This window comes from Actinomycetospora sp. CA-084318 (assembly GCF_050955885.1).
In the GTDB taxonomy this organism is placed as follows: domain Bacteria; phylum Actinomycetota; class Actinomycetes; order Mycobacteriales; family Pseudonocardiaceae; genus Actinomycetospora.
Map to the genome: position 1 here is coordinate 4138688 of NZ_CP192098.1, position 17442 is coordinate 4156129.

Here is a 17442-nt window from a genome sequence, read left to right on the forward strand (position 1 = left end):
GTCACCCCGCCAGCTGTCGGCTCGTCTCCGCGACGGCGCGCTCGACCATCCGCCGGGCCGTCTCCGGGGTCTGGCCGGCGGCGAGCATCGTCGTGAGGAGCCCGCTCAGCCGGTGGTCGGGGTCGGCGCGCCGGGCGCGCTCCAGCGCGGTCGTCAGGGTGGCCCCGCCGCCGTGGTCGAGCGACGCGAACGCGAGCAGCGTCGCCGGCTCCGCGACCTCGGGCTCGGGGACCGCCCGCACGAGGACCCGCCAGAGCTCCTCGGCCGCCGCCGGATCGACGGCGTCGTCGCACCCCGCGGCGAAGCCGAGGCAGATGTCGCGCACCCGGGGGTCGCACAGCGCGACCGCCAGGCGCGCGATCTCCTCCTCGGCGAGCACTCCGCCGGCCGCCACCTCCGCCACCGCCCGGCGCACCGCCTCCAGGTCGCGGAGCGCCGCGGCCGGGCCGGAGAGCTCCCGGTCGAGGACCGCGGCCTCGAGGGCGTCGTCGACGAGTTCCCGACGACGCCGCGAGCCGGCACCCGGTCCGGGCGCCAGGGCGGCCGCCATCTCGTCGCGCGAGCCGTAGGTGATGCGCCCGAGCGCCGTCGTCTCGGCGGCCGTGCGCGTGCCGCCGGGGTCGGGCAGCGTGCCCGAGCAGTCGCACCGCTCGAAGCACCGGTAGGGCGCCCCGGCGGCGATCCGCTCGGCCCACGTCGCACCGATCAGCGGGATCCGGAGCTCGGCGAAGGCGTCGGTGACCGCGTCGACCAGCCGGGCACCGGGCGGACGCCCGTCGGCACCGGGCGGGCCGGCCGACACCACCACGACGACGATCGCGTCCGGCCCGGTCGGCGCCAGCCGGTCCCGCGCCGCGTCGGCGAGGACGACGTCGTCGGCCGGGTCGTCACCGAGGTCGATGCGCAGCGACGCCCCGAGGCGACGTGACCGGTCCGGGCCGTGCATGCCGAGGACGACGAGCGACTCCTCGGGTGTGAAGCCGAACAGGGGTGGGATCGAGGCGACCAGATCGGCCGGATCGGAGATCGGGACGACCACCTGCTCGTCGGGAGCGCGCCGCGGACGGCGCGAACGCAGGGGCCGACGGTTGCGGGACTTCTTCCGGGTGCTCACACGGGCACTGACTCGGGCCGGGCCCCGACGGATCCACGCTCCACCCGATCGGAGCAGCGCGGCGCGAGCCTTCACCGCCCCGTCACCCGCACGCGCTTGCCCCTCCCGAGAACACCGGTCACAGTCCTGGCGTGGCGACCCACGACTACGACCTGCTGGTCATCGGCTCCGGTCCCGGCGGGCAGAAGGCGGCCATCGCCGCGGCCAAGCTCGGGAAGCGCGTCGCGGTGGTGGAGCGGCGCGGCATGGTCGGCGGCGTCTGCACCCAGACCGGGACCATCCCGTCGAAGACGCTGCGCGAGGCCGTGCTCTACCTGACCGGCTACGCGATGCGCGGGCTCTACGGGGAGAGCTACCGGGTCAAGCAGGACATCACCGTGCAGGACCTCCTCGCGCGCACCCACTTCGTCATCGGCCGCGAGGTCGAGGTGATCCGCGCGCAGCTCCAGCGCAACCGCGTCGACCTGCTCTCCGGCGCCGCCCGGTTCCTCGACGAGCACGCCGTCGAGGTGCTCGGCGACCGGCGCGGGGAGCACCAGACGGTCACCGCCGACAAGATCGTGATCGCGACGGGCACCAAGCCGGCCCGGCCTCCGTCGGTCGAGTTCGACGACCGCCGCGTGGTCGACTCCGACGGCATCCTCGCGATGGAGGCCATCCCGGCGAGCATGGTGGTCGTCGGGGCGGGCGTGATCGGCATCGAGTACGCCTCGATGTTCGCCGCGCTGGGCACGCGGGTCACCGTCGTCGAGCGCCGCCCGGCGATGCTCGACTTCTGCGACGCCGAGGTCGTGGAGTCGTTGAAGTTCCACCTGCGCGACCTCGCGGTCACCTTCCGCTTCGGCGAGGAGGTCTCGGGGGTGAGCGTGTCCGACCGCGGCACCGTCACCACCCTCGCGAGCGGGAAGAAGATCGCGGCCGAGACCGTCATGTACTCCGCCGGCCGGCAGGGCGTCACCGAGGAGCTCGCCGTCGAGAAGGCCGGTCTGGCGGCCGACGCGCGCGGCCGGCTGACGGTCGACGAGCACTACCGGACGTCGGTGCCGCACATCTACGCCGTCGGCGACGTCATCGGGTTCCCCGCCCTGGCCGCGACCTCGATGGAGCAGGGCCGGCTCGCCGCCTACCACGCGTTCGACGAGCCGGTGGGCCACGCGGACGCCGCGCTCGCGCCGTACGGGATCTACACGATCCCGGAGGTGTCCTACTGCGGTGCCACCGAGGCGGAGCTGACCGAGAAGGCGGTGCCCTACGAGGTGGGTATCGCCCGCTACCGGGAGCTCGCGCGCGGCCAGATCGTCGGCGACGACTACGGGATGCTCAAGCTGCTCGTCTCCCCCGACACCCACGCGCTGCTCGGCGTGCACGTCTTCGGCACGTCGGCCACCGAGCTCGTGCACGTCGGGCAGGCGATCATGGGCTGCGGCGGGACGGTGGACTACCTGGTCGACGCCGTCCTGAACTACCCGACCCTCTCCGAGGCCTACAAGGTCGCCGCCCTCGACGCGACGAACAAGATCCGCGCGCTCCAGGCCTTCGCCTGAGCGTTCCGGGCGTTCCCGTCTCGGCACGCGCTGAAGGGCCGCTGAGGATCGGCGCCGGCTCAGGGTGACTTCAGGTCCGTCTCCCACGGTGGCCCCATGAGCGAACGTCAGTTCACGATGCCTGCGAGCCCCGCCGGGATCCCGGGGTTCACCGAGTGGGAGCGCGCCCTCGACGACGAGCGCGGCCGCACCACGCTGCCGCCGACACCACGGCCGGAGGAGCCCGCCGGCTTCGGCCGCGCCGTGGTCTCCGCGGCCCTCGCCTTCGTCCTCGGCCTCGGGGTGGGCACCGCCGTGATCCTCGGAACCGGTCTCGCCGGACCGCCCGGGCCCGGTGGACCCGCCGGCCCCGCCCCGGCCGTCCAAGCAGGGCCGGCCGCGCCCGCGCCGCCCGCCTGATCGTCACCTCCCCGAACGAACGGCACCCTCGCTGCATCTATGTGCGCGAGAGTGCCGTTCGCTCGGACCGGGAGGTGGGCCGTCAGCCCCCGACGGGGAAGCGCAGGAGCGCGCCGACGTTGTCGACCAGCTCGGTGCCCGCCCCGAGCACGGCGACCGAGCCGCCGAGCGCCCCGGTGGTCCGCAGCAGCACCTGCTCGGCGGGCCGCTGGACGACCTCGCCGTCGGTGAGCGACGCCGCGCGGTCGCGCTCGGTGGAGATGGCCTCCGGGGTGGCCCCGGTCCACAGCTCGCCCTCGACGTGGGTGCCGTCGACGAGCAGCAGCGTGTCCACCGCGCCGTTGCGGGCCGCCTCGAGCACGGCCTCCAGACCCTCCGCGGCGTTGTTGTGCCCCTTGGCCTCGTGGAACCGCTCGCGGATCGCGGTCTCCTTCTCGGTGGCCGCGAGGCCCGCCTGGGTGAGCAGGGCGTCCTCGAGCGCGTCCTCGCTCGCGCCCGCCGCCCGGCTGCCCGCGTCGATCTCACGGGTGAGCTCGACGAGGTCCTTCGGCATCTCGCTGCGCACGACCTCGCGGCCGCTGACCTCGCCCGCCAGCACGATGATCTCCGGCCGGAACGACTTCACCGCCGACTGGATGCCCTTCACCACGTCGGCGCCGTTCTGGTAGCTCGCCTCGGCGTGGCGGCGCTGACGCTGCTTGTGGGCGTTCCCGCCCTCGCGCGGCTTGTGCACGGTCTCGACGGCCGTGCCGCGGATCGTCTCCTCCGCGACCTCGCGTGCACCCTCGACGTTCGACGCGACCACCTGGTAGACGTCGCCGCCGGTCTGGTCGACCACGGCGAGCACCACGCGGACGCTGCCCGACTGCGAGCGGAAGTACGAGCCGAGCTCGGGCAGCGGGGACCACGTGGCCACGTCCCCGGAGCGGTCGACGCCCTCCACGGCCTCGTCGAGGAGCACCTCGCCACCGGCGGCCACGACCACGCGGCCGTACGCGTCCAGCTCGCCGCCCCGGGTCCCGGTGAACACCTCGGCGAGCGCGGCGACCGTCTTGTCGTCGGCCCCCTGCTCGGTGAGCGAGTCCGACAGGCCGCGCCAGCGCAGCTCGGTCTGCTTCGCGGCGTTCTCGCCCGGGTTCGTCGCCTCCAGGTAGACCGTCGCGAACGGCCCCGGCCGCTCGAAGATTTCCCGCGTGCGCGACAGGTCCATCAGGTCGTCCTCCTCCTCTGGCCGCCACGGGTAGGACGGCCGACGTCAACTGCCGGCCTGCCGTACCCGGTGGGAGGGGGAGGACTAACTCCTACCAACCCCGCAGATCCACCGGCCAGGTCTCGAGGACGTCCTCGTCGCGGACGACGTGCATCCGTTCGTGGTAGGCGACGGTCGGGTCGACGTGGGCGGGGGTCACGAGGACCCGGTCACCGACGCGGACCGGGTCGTCGGCGGCGAAGGTGACGTGCTCGTCGGAGCAGAACCAGACCTGCGCGCCCGGGATCGTCGGGTTGCCGTGGTCCATCCCGAGCGCCTTGAGCCCGACGTCGGCGACCGCGTACGCGGGCATGTCCGGCCGCGCGACCGAGGTGTGCACCACCGTCCCCAGCACGTGCAGCGCCTGCGCGTAGCCCACCCCGGCCGCCGTGTACGCGGAGTCCATGAGCGCGTACGAGCCGGCCTGCATCTCGGTCACGTACGGGTTGCAGGCGGACGTCCCCGTGCCCCCGCCGGAGACCACGTCGCCGCCCACGTCGCGGTGCGCGGCGAGCAGCAGCTCCATGGCGGTCGTCGTGAGCCGGGCGCGCTCCTCGGGGTCCGGCCAGGCCTGCAGGTGGCCCTCGTAGCCCATCACCCCGCGCACGTGCAGGCCCGCCGCGCGGGCCTTGTCGGCGAGGGCCCCGGCCTCGGCGGGCCGGCACCCGCACCGCGGCATCCCGACGTTGACGTCGATCAGCACCTCGCGGACCCCGCCCGCCACCGCGGCGTCGATCGTCTCCGGGGAGTCCACGGCCACGGTCACGCGCGCGTCCAGCCGTCCGAGGCGGCGGGTGTCGAGGACCTCGTTGGCCAGCAGGAGGTCCTGCCCGAGCCCGGCGGCGGCCATCCCCTCGACCTCGCGGATCGTCGCGCAGGTGAACCCGGTCGCGCCGTGCGCGGCCTGCCGGGCGGCCAGCGCGGTCGTCTTGTGCGCCTTCACGTGCGGGCGCAGCGTCTCCCCCGGCCAGCGGGCCGCCATCGCGGCGAGGTTCGACTCCAGGGCCGCCTCGTCGACGACGAGCGCCGGGGTCGTCAGGTCAGCCAGATGCACCGAGGATCCTCTCGAGGTGGGCGTTGCCGAAGCGGCGCTCGGGGTCGAGCCGGTCGCGCAGGGCCACGAAGTCGGCGAACTCCGGGTAGGACGCGGCCAGGCCGGCCGCGGTGCGGGTGTGCAGCTTCCCCCAGTGCGGGCGCCCGTCCAGGGCGGTCATCACCGACTCCACCGCGGCGAAGTAGGCCTCGTGCGGCCGGGTGTGGTGCACGTGGACGGCGAGGTAGGCGGAGTCGCGGCCGGACGCCGTGGACAGCGGGACGTCGTCGGCCGCCGCCACCCGCACCTCGACCGGGAACGTCACGTCCGCCCCGTGCCGCTCGGCGGCCGCGCGGAGCCCGGCGAAGGCCTCGCCCAGTGCCGCCCGGGGCACCGCGTACTCCATCTCCTTGAACCGCACGCGCCGCGGGCTCGTGAACACCCGGTAGGAGCGGTCGACGTACTCGGCGTTCGCCATCTGCCCCGCCATGACCCGGTTGAGCGTCGGCACGGCGGACGGGACGACCGCGCCCGCCCGGCACACCAGCTCGAACGCGCCGTTGCCGAGCAGCTCGTCGCCCACCCAGGCGCCGATCCGTCCCCGGGTCGGCCCGGTCGCCGTCGTCCGGTCGTTGATCTTCGTGGCGGCGACGTCGGTGTGCGGGAACCAGTAGAACTCGACGTGGTCGTGCTGCGCCGCGAGCTCGTCGAACCCGGCCAGCACCTCGGCCAGCGGGAGGGCCGACTCGGTGGCGTGCAGCGCGAACGCCGGCACGCACTCCAGCGTCACCGCGGTGACGACGCCGAGCGCGCCGAGCCCCACCCGCGCGTGGTGGAGGATCTCCGGGTGCTCGGCCGCGCTGGCCGTCACGACCGACCCGTCCGCGAGCACCATCGCCAGCTCCCGGATGCGCGCCGCGATCCCGGTGTGCGCCGCGCCGGTGCCGTGCGTCCCGGTGGCGACCGCGCCGGCGACCGTCTGCGCGTCGATGTCCCCGAGGTTCGGCAGCGCGAGTCCCTGCTCCCACAGGGCCGCGTTCAGCGCGCGGATCGTCATGCCCGCGGGGACCGTCGCGAGCATCCCGCGCACCTCCGGGACGCCCTGCGACGGCACCGCGAGCGCGATCCCGTCCGGCGCGCCGATCCCGGTGAACGAGTGGCCGGAGCCGGTCGCCTTGACCCGCAGCCCGTCGCGCGCGGCCTCCTTGACCGCGGCGACCACGTCCTCGGTGGTCCGCGCGACGACCCGCCGGGTGGGGGTGGTGCGCTGGTTCCCGGCCCAGTTACGCCAGGTCAAGGCGCTTCTCCCTTCTCGACGACGAGTCCTGCGGCAGCCCCGCCGTCCCGTCGCGCAGGCGGCGGCGCAGCACCGCCACGTACCAGAGCCCGGTGAGGGCCAGTCCGCCCAGCACCACGTAGTCGGCCGCGCGGAACGCCTCCGGCAGCGTCAGGGCCGCCACCACGACGACCAGCCACAGCATCGCCAGCCCCGCCACGGGCAACGCCGCACGGCCGAGCGAGAAGGAGCCCACGCCCTCGTCGCGAAGACGCCTCCGCCGCGCGAGGTACCCGCCGAGCGTGAGCAGGTAGATCAGGTACGGCACCAGCGCGGTGGCGCCGACGAGGATGGTGAACGCCGACCCGTCGAGGGTCCCGTACCCGAGCAGCGCGAGGCAGAGGACGAGGCTGACGACGAGCGCCACCACCGGCGTCGCCGTCCCCGCGTTGACCCGGCGCAGCGCGCGGGACGCCGGCAGGAGCCCGTCGCGCGCCATCGCGAAGATCAGCCGCGAGTTCGACGCCGCCGCCACCACGAGCAGCGCGAACATGGAGAAGACGACGATGACGAGGAAGACGTCGGTGAGGACCGGGCCGAGCCAGTAGGTCGCGATCGCGGCGAGCGGGACGGGCGCGGCCTCGACGGCGGCGAGGTCGGGGATCGCGACGGTGAAGCCGACGAGGGCGACGAGACCGAGCACGCCGGACACGACGGCGGCCACGATCATCGCCCGCGGGACGGTGCGCCGGGCGTCGACCGCCTCCTCGGCCATGTCCGCCGCGGCCTCGAAGCCGACGAGCGTGAAGATGCCGATGAGGGCCCCGCCGACGATGCCGTCGGCGAGCGGGGTGCCCGGGTTGGTGACGGCGAGGAAGCCCAGGCCGTGCCCGCCGTCGGGTGTCGAGCCGCGGTGGGTCGCCCAGAGGACCAGCAGGAGCACCGACAGAACGACGGTGCCGACGATCTCGGCGAACACCGCGAGGTTGTTCACCCGGGCCGCGAGCTGCACCCGCACGATGTTCACCGCGTAGGCGAGCAGCAGCGCCAGGACCGCCACGACCAGGAGCGTCAGCGGGTCGGACGCGTCCAGCCCGAGCACGGTGGCCGCGAGCGGCGCCAGCCCGACGAGTGCGATCCCCGGCAGCCCGACCGCGGAGTACAGCAGGCCCAGCGCGCCGACGGTGTAGCCGAAGCCGGTGTTCACCAGCCGCGCCGACCACTGGTAGTTCGCCCCGGCCAGCGGCATGTGCGCGGCGAGTTCGGCCAGCACGAGCACCACGAGGAGCTGCCCGACGGCGGCGACCGGCCACAGCCACACCGCGGCCGGGCCCAGCGTGGTCAGCCCGTAGGCGTAGTTGACGAAGATGCCGGTGGTGATCGAGACGACGGAGAACGCGATCGCGAACAGCGCGAACCGTCGCAGCACCCGCGGGAACGAACTCGCGTATCCGGCCTCCATGGCTCGACAGCGTGCGACCTGCGTCATACTGAGTCAAGCGTCTGGGACAGTTGTCCAAGTTGGTCCGGGTCTGGAGGTCTCCGTGGCACGGGTGTCGGCGACCGACCGGCGGCAGCAGCTGGTCGAGGCGGCCTTCCGGGTCATCGGCGCGGAGGGCTTCGCCGCCGCCACGACCCGCCGCATCTGCGCGGAGGCGGGCGCCCCGGTCGCGGCGTTCCACTACTGCTTCGCCTCGAAGTCCGAGCTCTTCGTCGAGCTCACCGAGGTCACCGTGGCCGCGCTGCGCGACGCGCAGGCCGAGGGCGTGCACATCGTCGGGGGCCTCGGGCCGTCGGTGCGCGAGACGCTGCGGCAGTGGTGGGCGACGGTCGAGGCGGCCCCGGAGCGGGAGGTCGTGCTCACCGGGCTGACCCACCACGCCCTGCACGAGCCGTCCCTGGCCGGGGTCGCGCAGCGGCAGTACGAGGCCTACCACCGGACGGCGGCGGCGACGCTCGAGTCGTTGGCCGACGCCTGCGGCGTGGCGTGGTCGATCCCGGTGGAGCAGCTGGCCCGGATGCTCGTGGTGGTCACCGACGGCGTGACGATCGCGTGGCTGGTGGACCGGGACTCGGCGGCGGCCCTGGACGCGCTCGACGCCTTCGCCGCACAGTTGGCCGGACTGGCCCGTGCGCCGGGGTGAGCGCTGTGGTGAGGTCGCAGGCGTGAGCGAGGTGCGCGCGGTCGACGTCGCCGAGGTCGAGGCCGTCGTCCGGAAGCTGTGCGTCGAGGCCAACCACGAGCTCCGCGAGGACCACGTCGCAGCGCTGCAGCGGGGGCGCGAGGCCGAGGAGTCGCCGATCGGGCGCGAGGTGTTCGACCGGCTGCTGGAGAACGCCCGGGTGTCGGCCGCGGAGCGGATCGCCTTCTGCCAGGACACCGGTTACGCCGTCGTGTTCCTGACGATCGGGCAGGACGTGCACTTCACCGGGGGCTCGCTGGCCGAGGCGATCGACCGCGGGGTGACCGAGGGGTACTCCGACGGCTACCTGCGCGCGTCGCTGGTGCGCTCGCCCGTCGACCGCGTCAACACCGGCGACAACACCCCCGCGATGGTCCACTACGACCTCGTGCCCGGCTCCGGGATCGAGCTGACGCTGCTGGTCAAGGGCGCGGGGTGCGACAACATGAGCGCGTTGCGCATGCTCACCCCGGCGGCCGGCGTCGAGGGGATGAAGCGCTTCGTCGTCGAGACGATCGAGCAGGCGGGGCCGAGCGCGAGCCCGCCGGTGACGGTCGGGATCGGGATGGGCGGCACGTTCGACCGGGCCGCGGTCCTCGCCAAGCGTGCGCTCACCCGGAACCCCACCGGGTCGCCGTCGCCGGACCCGAAGCTCGCCGAGTTGGAGGCCGAGCTCGTCGACGCCATCAACGCCACGGGGATCGGGCCGGCCGGGTTCGGCGGCACGGTGACCACCGTCGCGGTGCACGTCGAGGCGTACCCGACGCACATCGCGGCGTTCCCGGTCGCGATCAACCTGGACTGCCACTCCCACCGGGTGCGGAGCGTGACCCTGTGAGGCTGACCCTGCCGTTGGCCGACCCGTCGGCGCTGCACGCCGGCGACTCCGTCACGCTCACCGGCACCGTCTACACCGCCCGCGACGCCGCCCACGCCCGGTTCCTCGAGGCGATCGACGCGGGCGAGGACCTGCCCTTCGACGTCGCGGGCGCGACCATCTACTTCGTCGGACCCACCCCGGCCCGTCCCGGGCACGTGATCGGCAGCGCCGGACCGACGACGGCGAGTCGGTGCGACGCCTACTCCCCCGCCCTCGTCGAGCGCGGGCTCGCCGCGATGATCGGCAAGGGACGGCGGAACGCCGAGGTGAAGGCCTCGATGCTCGAGCACGGCTGCGTCTACTTCGGCGCGATCGAGGGCACCGCGGCACTGCTCTCCCGGTGCATCACCTCGGCCGAGATCGTGGCGTACTCCGACCTCGGCGCGGAGGCGGTGCGGAAGCTGACGATCGAGGACTTCCCGGCCCTCGTCGTGAACGACCTGCACGGTGGCGACCTCTACGACGACGGTCCGGCGCGGTACCGGCGATAACGGACACCGGCCGTGCACCCGTCGTCGTGAAGTGCTCGGATGCACGGCATGCGCTACGACGCGACCCTCGCGGAGACGATCGGCATCCGCGGTCACGGTGACGACCTCATCGAGGCCTACACCGCCCGCCCCATGAGTCCGGGCCCGCACCCCGGCATGATCGTCATCCACCACATGCCCGGCTACGACCGGGAGTCCAAGGAGATCACCCGTCGCTTCGCGACGATGGGCTACTCCGCGATCTGCCCGAACCTCTACACCCGCGAGGCCCCGGACGCCGAGCCCGACGACGCGGCCGCCACCGCCCGCGCACAGGGTGGCGTGCCCGACGAGCGCTTCGTCGGCGACGCGCAGGGCGCCGCCCGCTGGCTGCGCAGCCTGCCGACCGCGACGGGGAAGGTCGGCGCGATCGGCTACTGCTCGGGCGGGCGGCAGGCGGTGCTCACCGGGATCGCGGTCGACGTCCAGGCGACGGTCGACTGCTACGGCGCCTTCGTCGTCGGCACCCCGCCCGAGGGGTTCCCGCTGCAGGTCAGCCCGCTGGCCGACCGCATCCCGGAGCTGGGCGCGCCGCTGCTCGGGCTCTTCGGCAACGACGACTCCTATCCCTCCCCCGAGCAGGTCGACGAGCTGGAGAAGCTGCTCCAGGAGAACGGCAAGACCTACGAGTTCCACCGCTACGACGGCGCGGGCCACGCGTTCTTCTCCGTCGATCGGCCCTCCTACCGTCCCGAGGCGGCGGTGGACGGGTGGCAGCGCGTCTCCGCCTTCCTCGCCCGGCACCTGGGGAGCTGACCGTGTGCACCTACTCGACCGAGAAGGTCACGCTCGCACGGTCGTCCGGGAAGACGCGTGAGGGCTGGCAGCCGATGAACTCCGCGACGGTCTACTACGACCACCCCGTCCACGCCCCGGACGCGCACACCGTGAACATCGACTTCCTGGGCCGCGAGCCGGGGTCCCGGGTCGCCGTCGAGCTCTCGCTCGAGTCGGCCCGGGAGCTGCTCGCGGCGCTCGAGGTCACCGTGGAGCGGGCGCAGCACCACTGAGCCGCGCGACGGCCCGGTCCAGCACCGCCGCGGGGCTGGGCTGGGTCGCCATCTCGGCGGCCACCTCGCGGGCGGCGGCGCGGAAGGACGGCTCGTCGAGCAGCCGGCCGACCGCGTCGCGCACCGTGGCGGCGTCGACGCCCGCCGGGTCGTACGAGAGCCCGACACCCCGCGCCACGACCCGCTCGGCCGACATCGGGTTGTCGGCGAACGAGGGCAGCACGAGCTGCGGCACGCCGTAGAACAGCGGCGTCGCGGTCGTGCCGGAGCCGCCGTGGTGGACGACGGCCGCGCACGACGGCACGAAGGCCGAGAGCGGCAGGTAGCCGATCGACCGCACGTTCGCGGGCAGCGCGCCGAGCCCGCCGAGGTCGGCGTCGCCCGCGGCGAGCACGACCTCCACGTCCATCCCGCCGAGGGCCTCCAGCACGACGACGAGGCTCGACACCCCGCTCATCGCGGGCACGACGGTCCCGAGGGTGACCGCGATCCGCGGGCGTTCCGGACGACGGGCGGCCCAGTCGGGCACGACCGTCCCGCCGTTGTAGGGCACGAACCGCATCGGCCACCAGGGCGCGCCGTCGCGGGGGTCGGCCTGCTCGGCGTCCGGGGCCATCCCGCCCATGCTGGGCGCACGGACGTCGATCCGGGCGACCGGCACCGGAGTGCCGTCGATCCCCAGACTCGCGCGGACGTGCTCCACGACGGGGCCGCCGGTGAACCGGTCCAGCTCGTCCCGGCGGTCGCGTGTCGACCAGGAGATGCGGTTGCCGACCTCCAGCACCGGCACGTCGAGCGCCGCCGCCGTGAGCGTCCCGGCTCCGTGGTCGGACGTGGTCACCACCAGATCGGCGCCGAAGGCCCGCCCGGCCGCCACGGTCCCCTCGGTCATGGTGGCGGTGAACAGCGAGAACGGGCCAGGGTCCTGCGCGGCCAGGCGATAGATCCCGGGCATCTCCCCGCCGGGGTCGCCCGACGACCCCACCATCGTCATGACGTCGGCCCACACGTCCCGCTCGGGGAACACGTCGTGCACCGCGAGCCCGGCGCGGGCGCCGACGTCGACCATCGCGGACGTCGTCGCGAGCAGGACCTCGTGCCCCTCGGCGCGGGCCGCCCAGGTCAGGGGGATCACCGGCAGCGTCAGCCCGTACCCGGGCGCGGTGGCGAACAGGATGCGCACCCGATCAGCCTGCCCCTCCGGTCGTTGCAGGCGCTATCCGGTTGCTCCTCGTGCGGACGGGTTGCATCGCGAGCGTTCGCGATATATCGTTGAGCCATCGCCGACAGTCGGCGAGACACAACGAGAGGATCGAACCACCATGTTCGACATCAACGAGCGCCCGAGTTGGGCGCACAAGCGGGGCCACCGCGGACACGGCGACCCCGAGCACGGCGAGCCCGGCGGCCCCCGCCGCGGCGCGCCCCGCCGTCGGGGTGGAGGCCCCTTCGGCATGGACTTCGGGCCCCCCTTCGGCCCCGGCGGTCCCGGCCCCCGCGGACGCGGCGGCCGTGGACGCGGCGGCCCGTTCGAGCGCCCCGAGGGTGAGCACGGCCGCCACGGTCACGGCGGCCCGCACGGTCGCGGCCGTCGTTCGCGCGGCGACGTCCGGCTCGCGATCCTGGCCCTGCTGCGCGAGGAGTCGCGCCACGGCTACCAGATCATCCAGGAGATCGCCGAGCGTTCGGGCGGCTCGTGGAAGCCCAGCCCGGGCTCGGTCTACCCGACCGTCTCGCAGCTGGCCGACGAGGGCCTGGTGCACACCGAGAAGTCGGAGGGTCGCACGCTCGTGCACCTCACCGACGCGGGTCGCACCTACGTGGAGGAGCACGCCGCCGAGCTGGACGCGGTGTGGTCCCAGGTCGAGGCGGGCGCCCAGGACGGGTTCGGTGACCTGCGCACCGCCGGTCGCGGGCTGGCCGGGGCGGTCGCCCAGGTCGCCCAGGTGGGCACGCCCGCGCAGGTGACCGAGGCGACGAAGGTCCTCGACGAGGCCCGCCGACGGCTCTACCTGCTGCTGGCCGAGGTCTCCCCCGAGGTCTCCTCCCAGGGTGACGACGAGCCCGGCGACGACGCCGACGAGACCGCAACGTGACCGTCACACGACGCTCCTACCCTCGATCGTCTCCGGTGACGACGAGGAGGAGCGCGTGCTGGGCCTGTTCGCGGGCGGGAGCGCCCCGCCGTCCCCCGGTCCGGTCGCACGCCGGGTCGCCGGGGAGCGGTGGGCGCTGCAGTACCGCACGGTCCACGGGTACCGGCGGGCCTTCCGCCGCGCCGGCGACGGGCCGGTCCTGCTGCTGATCCACGGGATCGGTGACGACTCCTCGACCTGGGGGCCGGTCCTCGACGACCTCGCGCGCGACCACACCGTGATCGCCCCCGACCTGCTCGGCCACGGCGGCTCCGACAAGCCCCGCGGCGACTACTCGATCGGCGCCTACGCCAACGGGATGCGCGACCTGCTCTCGGTCCTCGACGTCGACCGCGCGACGCTGGTCGGCCACTCGCTCGGTGGCGGGGTCGCGATGCAGTTCGCCTACCAGTACCCCGAGCGCACCGAACGCCTCGTGCTCGTCGGCGCCGGCGGCGTGGCCCGCTCGGTCACCCCCGCCCTGCGCGCCGCCTCGCTGCCGTTCGCCGACCTCCTGCTGCCCGTGCTGGGCTGGCCCGGCGTGCGGTTCCAGACGGAGGTGGTGCTGCGGTTCCTCCAGCAGCTCGACACCGGGCTCGGCCGCGACGCCGAGGACCTCGTGCGCCTCGTCGACGCCCTGCCCGACGCCACCAGCCGCTCGGCCTTCCTGCGCACGCTGCGCGCGGTCGTCGACTGGCGCGGGCAGGTGGTCACCATGCTCGACCGCTGCTACCTGACGGCCGGCATGCCGACCCTGCTCGTGTGGGGCTCGGAGGACATGGTCGTCCCGGTCGAGCACGGACGCACCGCGCACGAGGCGATGCCCGGCAGTCGGCTCGAGGTGTTCGAGCGTGCCGGACACTTCCCGTTCCACACCGACCCGCGCCGCTTCGTCGCGGTGCTGCGCGAGTTCCTGGCCGCAACCGAGCCGGTGGCCTGGAGCCCGTCGGAGTGGCGCGCCCTGCTGCGCACGGGGGCACGTCCCGACGACGGGTCGGTGCCGGTGACGAGCCCGACCCCGAGTCGCGAGATGTAGCGGATTCGAGGCCTGGGCGTCCGAATCCGCTACATCTGTTCGAGGAGGCTCCTCCCTGTGGTCCTCCGTGGGACCCGGACAGCCGCGAGTGCGGCGAGGTGCACCAGCGCTGACGCACTCCGCCGCACTCGCGCGGCGGTGCGTCGGAGGCATGATCCGGTCCCAGTGGGCAGACTGATCAGGTGACCTCGACACCGGCGACGACCGAGACCGACGACCCGTACCTCTGGCTCGAGGACGTCACCGGCGACGAGGCCCTGAGCTGGGTCCGCGAGCGGAACGCCGAGAGCCTGGGACGGCTCACCGACACCGAGCGGTTCGGCGAGCTGCGCGACGGGCTGCGCGCGGTCCTCGACTCCGACGACCGCATCCCCTACACCCGTCGCCGGGGCGAGCTGCTCTACAACTTCTGGCAGGACGCCGAGCACCCTCGCGGCCTGTGGCGCCGGACCACGCTCGACGACTACCGCACCGGCGACCCGACCTGGGAGCTGCTGCTCGACGTCGACGCCCTGGCCCGCGACGAGGACGAGAACTGGGTGTGGGCCGGCGCGGCCGCGCGCTGGCCGGACTACACGCGCGCGCTCGTCCAGCTCTCCCGCGGCGGCGCGGACGCGACGGTCGTCCGCGAGTTCGACCTCGAGGCGAAGCGCTTCCTGACGGCGGACGAGGGCGGCTTCACGCTGCCCGAGGCCAAGAGCCGTGTGTCGTGGATCGACGACGACACCGTCTTCGTCGGGACCGACCTCGGACCCGGCTCGATGACGACGTCGGGCTACCCGCGCGTGATGCGGCGCTGGTCCCGCGGCACCCCGGTGACCGAGGCGCCGGTCGTCTTCGAGGCGCAGGAGACCGACGTCTCCGCGTTCGCCGGCAAGGACCGCACGCGCGGGTTCGAGCGGGAGATGGTGGGCCGCAGCCCCGACTTCCACACCGTCGAGGAGTTCGTCCTCCGCCCCGACTCCTCGCTCGTCAAGATCGACGCGCCGGCCGACGCGGACACCGACATCGACCGCGCCTGGCTGCTCGTCCGCACCCGCTCGCCGTGGACGGTCTCCGGCACCGAGTACGCCGCGGGCACCCTGCTCGCCTTCGACGCCGAGGGCTTCCTGGGCGGGTCGCGCGAGCACACGGTGCTGTTCACGCCGACGGCCTCGCGGTCGCTCTCGGGCTGGTCGTGGACGAAGAGCTACCTGATCCTGACCGTGCTCGAGGACGTCGCGACCCGCCTCGAGGTGCTGACCCCGCCCGCGGGCCCCGAGCGGTGGGCCGCCGGCGACTGGGCGCGGCGCGAGCTGCCGACCGGCGAGGCGTTCGCCGAGGTCGCCGTGGTCGGGACCGACCCCGACGAGTCCGACGAGATCTTCCTCGACACCGACGGCTTCACCCGCCCCTCGACCTTCGCGCGTACGGTGCTCGGGGCGTCGGCCGACGAGGACGCACCGCTGGAGACGCTGCGCTCCGCCCCCGCCTTCTGGGACACCTCCGGCGTCACCGTCCGCCAGTTCTTCGCGACGAGCGAGGACGGCACGAAGGTGCCCTACTTCGTCGTCGGGAAGGAGCGCTCCGAGCCGGGGCCGGTCCTGATGACGGGGTACGGCGGGTTCGAGATCTCGCTGACGCCCTCGTACTCCGGCGTGATGGGACGGGGGTGGATCGCCCGGGGCGGGACGTACGTCGTCGCGAACATCCGCGGGGGCGGGGAGTACGGGCCGGAGTGGCACACCTCGGCGCTGCGCGAGAACCGGCACCGGGCGTACGCCGACTTCGCGGCGGTCGCGCGCGACCTCGTCGACCGCAGGATCACGACCGCGGCCCAGCTCGCGATCCACGGCGGGTCCAACGGCGGCCTGCTCATGGGCGTGATGATCACGCGGTACCCGGAGCTGTTCGGGGCGGTCGTGGTGATGGTGCCGCTGCTGGACATGCGGCGGTTCCACCTGCTGCTCGCCGGGGCGTCGTGGCAGGCGGAGTACGGGGAGCCCGACGACCCCGACGACTGGGCGTTCATCTCGCAGTACTCGCCCTATCAGCACCTGACGAAGGACGCGACGTACCCGTCGATCCTGGTCACGACCTCGACCCGCGACGACCGCGTCCACCCCGGGCACGCGCGCAAGTTCGTCGCGCGCCTGCGGGAGTACGGGCATCCCGTCGAGTACTACGAGAACGTCGAGGGCGGCCACGGCGGTGCAGCCGACAACGCACAGCGGGCCTTCCAGTGGGCGCTGGTGCTGGAGTTCTGCCGGCGCGTGGTGGGCTGATCCCCTCCCCGTCGTGGCAGGAAAGCGTCGTTGCCGGCGTCCAGTGGCAGGTTCTCCACATCGTCGATCTGAGGGGCTGGCGATATGGCGAACCGCGCCGAGCGCTACCGGTGTCGTGCCATCCTCGTGGCGAGGAGGTGATCGCCATGTCGACCACGTCGAGGCCCGAGCACGGCGACGACCACGTCCCGACCGAGGAGCTCATCCGCCGGCAAGGGGTGAAGCCGGTGCGTTCGGCCGACGACCTGGCCCAGGAGGACGCCTTCTCGTCCGACGAGGAGTACGAGGAGTTCCTGCGCGATCTCTACGCCTCGCGCCGACGCTCGTGAGTCTTCTCGTCCTCGACACGGACGCAGCGTCCGCGCTGACCCTCGGGCGGGCGCCTGCGGCGCTCGCCGAGAACGTGGCGGGACGAGTTCCGGCCATCACCTTCGTGACCCTCGGGGAACTCACGACGTGGACGTTGGTCAGGCGGTGGGGACCTCGGCGGCTCGCCGCGATGCGCCGCTTCCTGGCTGCGCTCGTGGTCCTGCCCTACGACGAGGCCGTTGCTCACCGCTGGGGTGAGATCCAGGCGTTCGCGCGTCTTCGTGGCCGACCACGTCCTGCCAACGACACCTGGATCGCAGCGTGCTGCCTGACCCGGGACGTCCCGCTCGCGACGTTCAACCTGCGCGACTTCGCGGACTTCGCCGAGCACGAGGGTCTCGAGCTGCTGCCGCCCGGCTGAGCCCGACCCGACGAAGTGGCGGAACTGCCACTGGACGCCGGCAACGACGCTTCGCTGCC

The 17442-nt window shown here is 73.7% G+C and carries 18 protein-coding genes; 12 read left to right on the top strand and 6 right to left on the bottom strand.

The genetic code is table 11. From position 1 onward, the window contains the following. Position 1 precedes the first annotated feature (1 nt). The gene (locus ACQPYX_RS20260) at positions 2-1114 is read right to left on the bottom strand and encodes a DUF4192 domain-containing protein (protein ID WP_433799082.1); all 1113 of its coding nucleotides are present in this window, start codon (positions 1112-1114) and stop codon (positions 2-4) included. Between the two features lie 131 nt (positions 1115-1245). On the opposite strand from ACQPYX_RS20260, the gene sthA reads away from it, so the two are divergent. Next, on the top strand, positions 1246-2658 hold the full coding sequence (sthA, locus tag ACQPYX_RS20265; protein ID WP_433799083.1) for a Si-specific NAD(P)(+) transhydrogenase: 1413 nt from the start codon (positions 1246-1248) through the stop codon (positions 2656-2658). A 96-nt stretch (positions 2659-2754) separates the two neighbouring features. Further along, positions 2755-3057 carry a hypothetical protein gene (locus ACQPYX_RS20270; protein ID WP_433799084.1) on the top strand — a complete coding sequence of 101 codons (303 nt, stop codon included), beginning with the start codon at positions 2755-2757 and terminating at the stop codon, positions 3055-3057. Positions 3058-3139: 82 nt separating this feature from the next. Here the strand turns inward: ACQPYX_RS20270 and ACQPYX_RS20275 are convergent, their stop codons facing one another. The 4 genes from ACQPYX_RS20275 to ACQPYX_RS20290 all read right to left on the bottom strand — a co-directional run bounded on the left by ACQPYX_RS20275 (position 3140) and on the right by ACQPYX_RS20290 (position 8077). Beyond that, entirely contained in the window at positions 3140-4267 is a 1128-nt protein-coding gene (locus ACQPYX_RS20275; RefSeq protein ID WP_433799085.1) for a hypothetical protein, read from the bottom strand. A 91-nt stretch (positions 4268-4358) separates the two neighbouring features. Beyond that, positions 4359-5360, bottom strand: a complete 1002-nt coding sequence (locus ACQPYX_RS20280) for an alanine racemase (protein WP_433799086.1) — start codon at positions 5358-5360, stop codon at positions 4359-4361. Next, complete coding sequence (locus ACQPYX_RS20285; protein ID WP_433799087.1) at positions 5347-6636, bottom strand: D-arabinono-1,4-lactone oxidase; 1290 nt, start codon at positions 6634-6636, stop codon at positions 5347-5349. The genes ACQPYX_RS20280 and ACQPYX_RS20285 overlap by 14 nt, the downstream gene beginning before the upstream one ends. Then, positions 6623-8077, bottom strand: a complete 1455-nt coding sequence (locus ACQPYX_RS20290) for an APC family permease (RefSeq protein ID WP_433799088.1) — start codon at positions 8075-8077, stop codon at positions 6623-6625. The genes ACQPYX_RS20285 and ACQPYX_RS20290 overlap by 14 nt, the downstream gene beginning before the upstream one ends. Positions 8078-8159: 82 nt before the next feature. On the opposite strand from ACQPYX_RS20290, the gene ACQPYX_RS20295 reads away from it, so the two are divergent. The 5 genes from ACQPYX_RS20295 to ACQPYX_RS20315 are packed head-to-tail and all read left to right on the top strand — an operon-like array spanning position 8160 to position 11218. Further along, positions 8160-8759, top strand: a complete 600-nt coding sequence (locus ACQPYX_RS20295; RefSeq protein WP_433799089.1) for a TetR/AcrR family transcriptional regulator — start codon at positions 8160-8162, stop codon at positions 8757-8759. Positions 8760-8781: 22 nt separating this feature from the next. Then, positions 8782-9636, top strand: a complete 855-nt coding sequence (locus ACQPYX_RS20300; RefSeq protein WP_433799090.1) for a fumarate hydratase — start codon at positions 8782-8784, stop codon at positions 9634-9636. Beyond that, positions 9633-10169, top strand: coding sequence for a FumA C-terminus/TtdB family hydratase beta subunit (locus tag ACQPYX_RS20305; RefSeq protein ID WP_433799091.1), 537 nt, complete (start codon positions 9633-9635; stop codon positions 10167-10169). Before ACQPYX_RS20300 ends, ACQPYX_RS20305 begins: the two co-directional genes overlap by 4 nt. 48 nt (positions 10170-10217) lie before the next feature. Further along, positions 10218-10964 (top strand): dienelactone hydrolase family protein, encoded by a 747-nt coding sequence (locus tag ACQPYX_RS20310; RefSeq protein WP_433803771.1) that lies wholly within the window; start codon positions 10218-10220, stop codon positions 10962-10964. Positions 10965-10966: 2 nt separating this feature from the next. Further along, positions 10967-11218 carry a DUF6295 family protein gene (locus tag ACQPYX_RS20315; protein WP_433799092.1) on the top strand — a complete coding sequence of 84 codons (252 nt, stop codon included), beginning with the start codon at positions 10967-10969 and terminating at the stop codon, positions 11216-11218. On the opposite strand, the gene ACQPYX_RS20320 is transcribed toward ACQPYX_RS20315, so the two are convergent. Next, positions 11190-12401, bottom strand: a complete 1212-nt coding sequence (locus ACQPYX_RS20320; protein WP_433799093.1) for a nucleotide disphospho-sugar-binding domain-containing protein — start codon at positions 12399-12401, stop codon at positions 11190-11192. The two genes, ACQPYX_RS20315 and ACQPYX_RS20320, sit on opposite strands and share 29 nt — an antisense overlap. 139 nt (positions 12402-12540) lie before the next feature. Between ACQPYX_RS20320 and ACQPYX_RS20325 the strand changes: the two genes are divergently transcribed. From ACQPYX_RS20325 to ACQPYX_RS20345, 5 genes are all read left to right on the top strand, one after another. After that, positions 12541-13314 carry a PadR family transcriptional regulator gene (locus ACQPYX_RS20325; protein ID WP_433799094.1) on the top strand — a complete coding sequence of 258 codons (774 nt, stop codon included), beginning with the start codon at positions 12541-12543 and terminating at the stop codon, positions 13312-13314. A gap of 55 nt (positions 13315-13369) precedes the next feature. Beyond that, positions 13370-14389, top strand: coding sequence for an alpha/beta fold hydrolase (locus ACQPYX_RS20330; protein ID WP_433799095.1), 1020 nt, complete (start codon positions 13370-13372; stop codon positions 14387-14389). A 182-nt stretch (positions 14390-14571) separates the two neighbouring features. Beyond that, positions 14572-16653: a prolyl oligopeptidase family serine peptidase gene (locus ACQPYX_RS20335; RefSeq protein ID WP_433799096.1), complete on the top strand. Its 2082-nt coding sequence runs from the start codon at positions 14572-14574 to the stop codon at positions 16651-16653. A 146-nt stretch (positions 16654-16799) separates the two neighbouring features. Next, on the top strand, positions 16800-16982 hold the full coding sequence (locus ACQPYX_RS20340; RefSeq protein ID WP_433799097.1) for a hypothetical protein: 183 nt from the start codon (positions 16800-16802) through the stop codon (positions 16980-16982). Further along, a complete protein-coding gene (locus ACQPYX_RS20345; RefSeq protein ID WP_433799098.1) occupies positions 16979-17383 on the top strand; it encodes a type II toxin-antitoxin system VapC family toxin in 405 nt (134 codons plus the stop codon). Before ACQPYX_RS20340 ends, ACQPYX_RS20345 begins: the two co-directional genes overlap by 4 nt. The last annotated feature ends 59 nt before the right edge of the window (positions 17384-17442 follow it).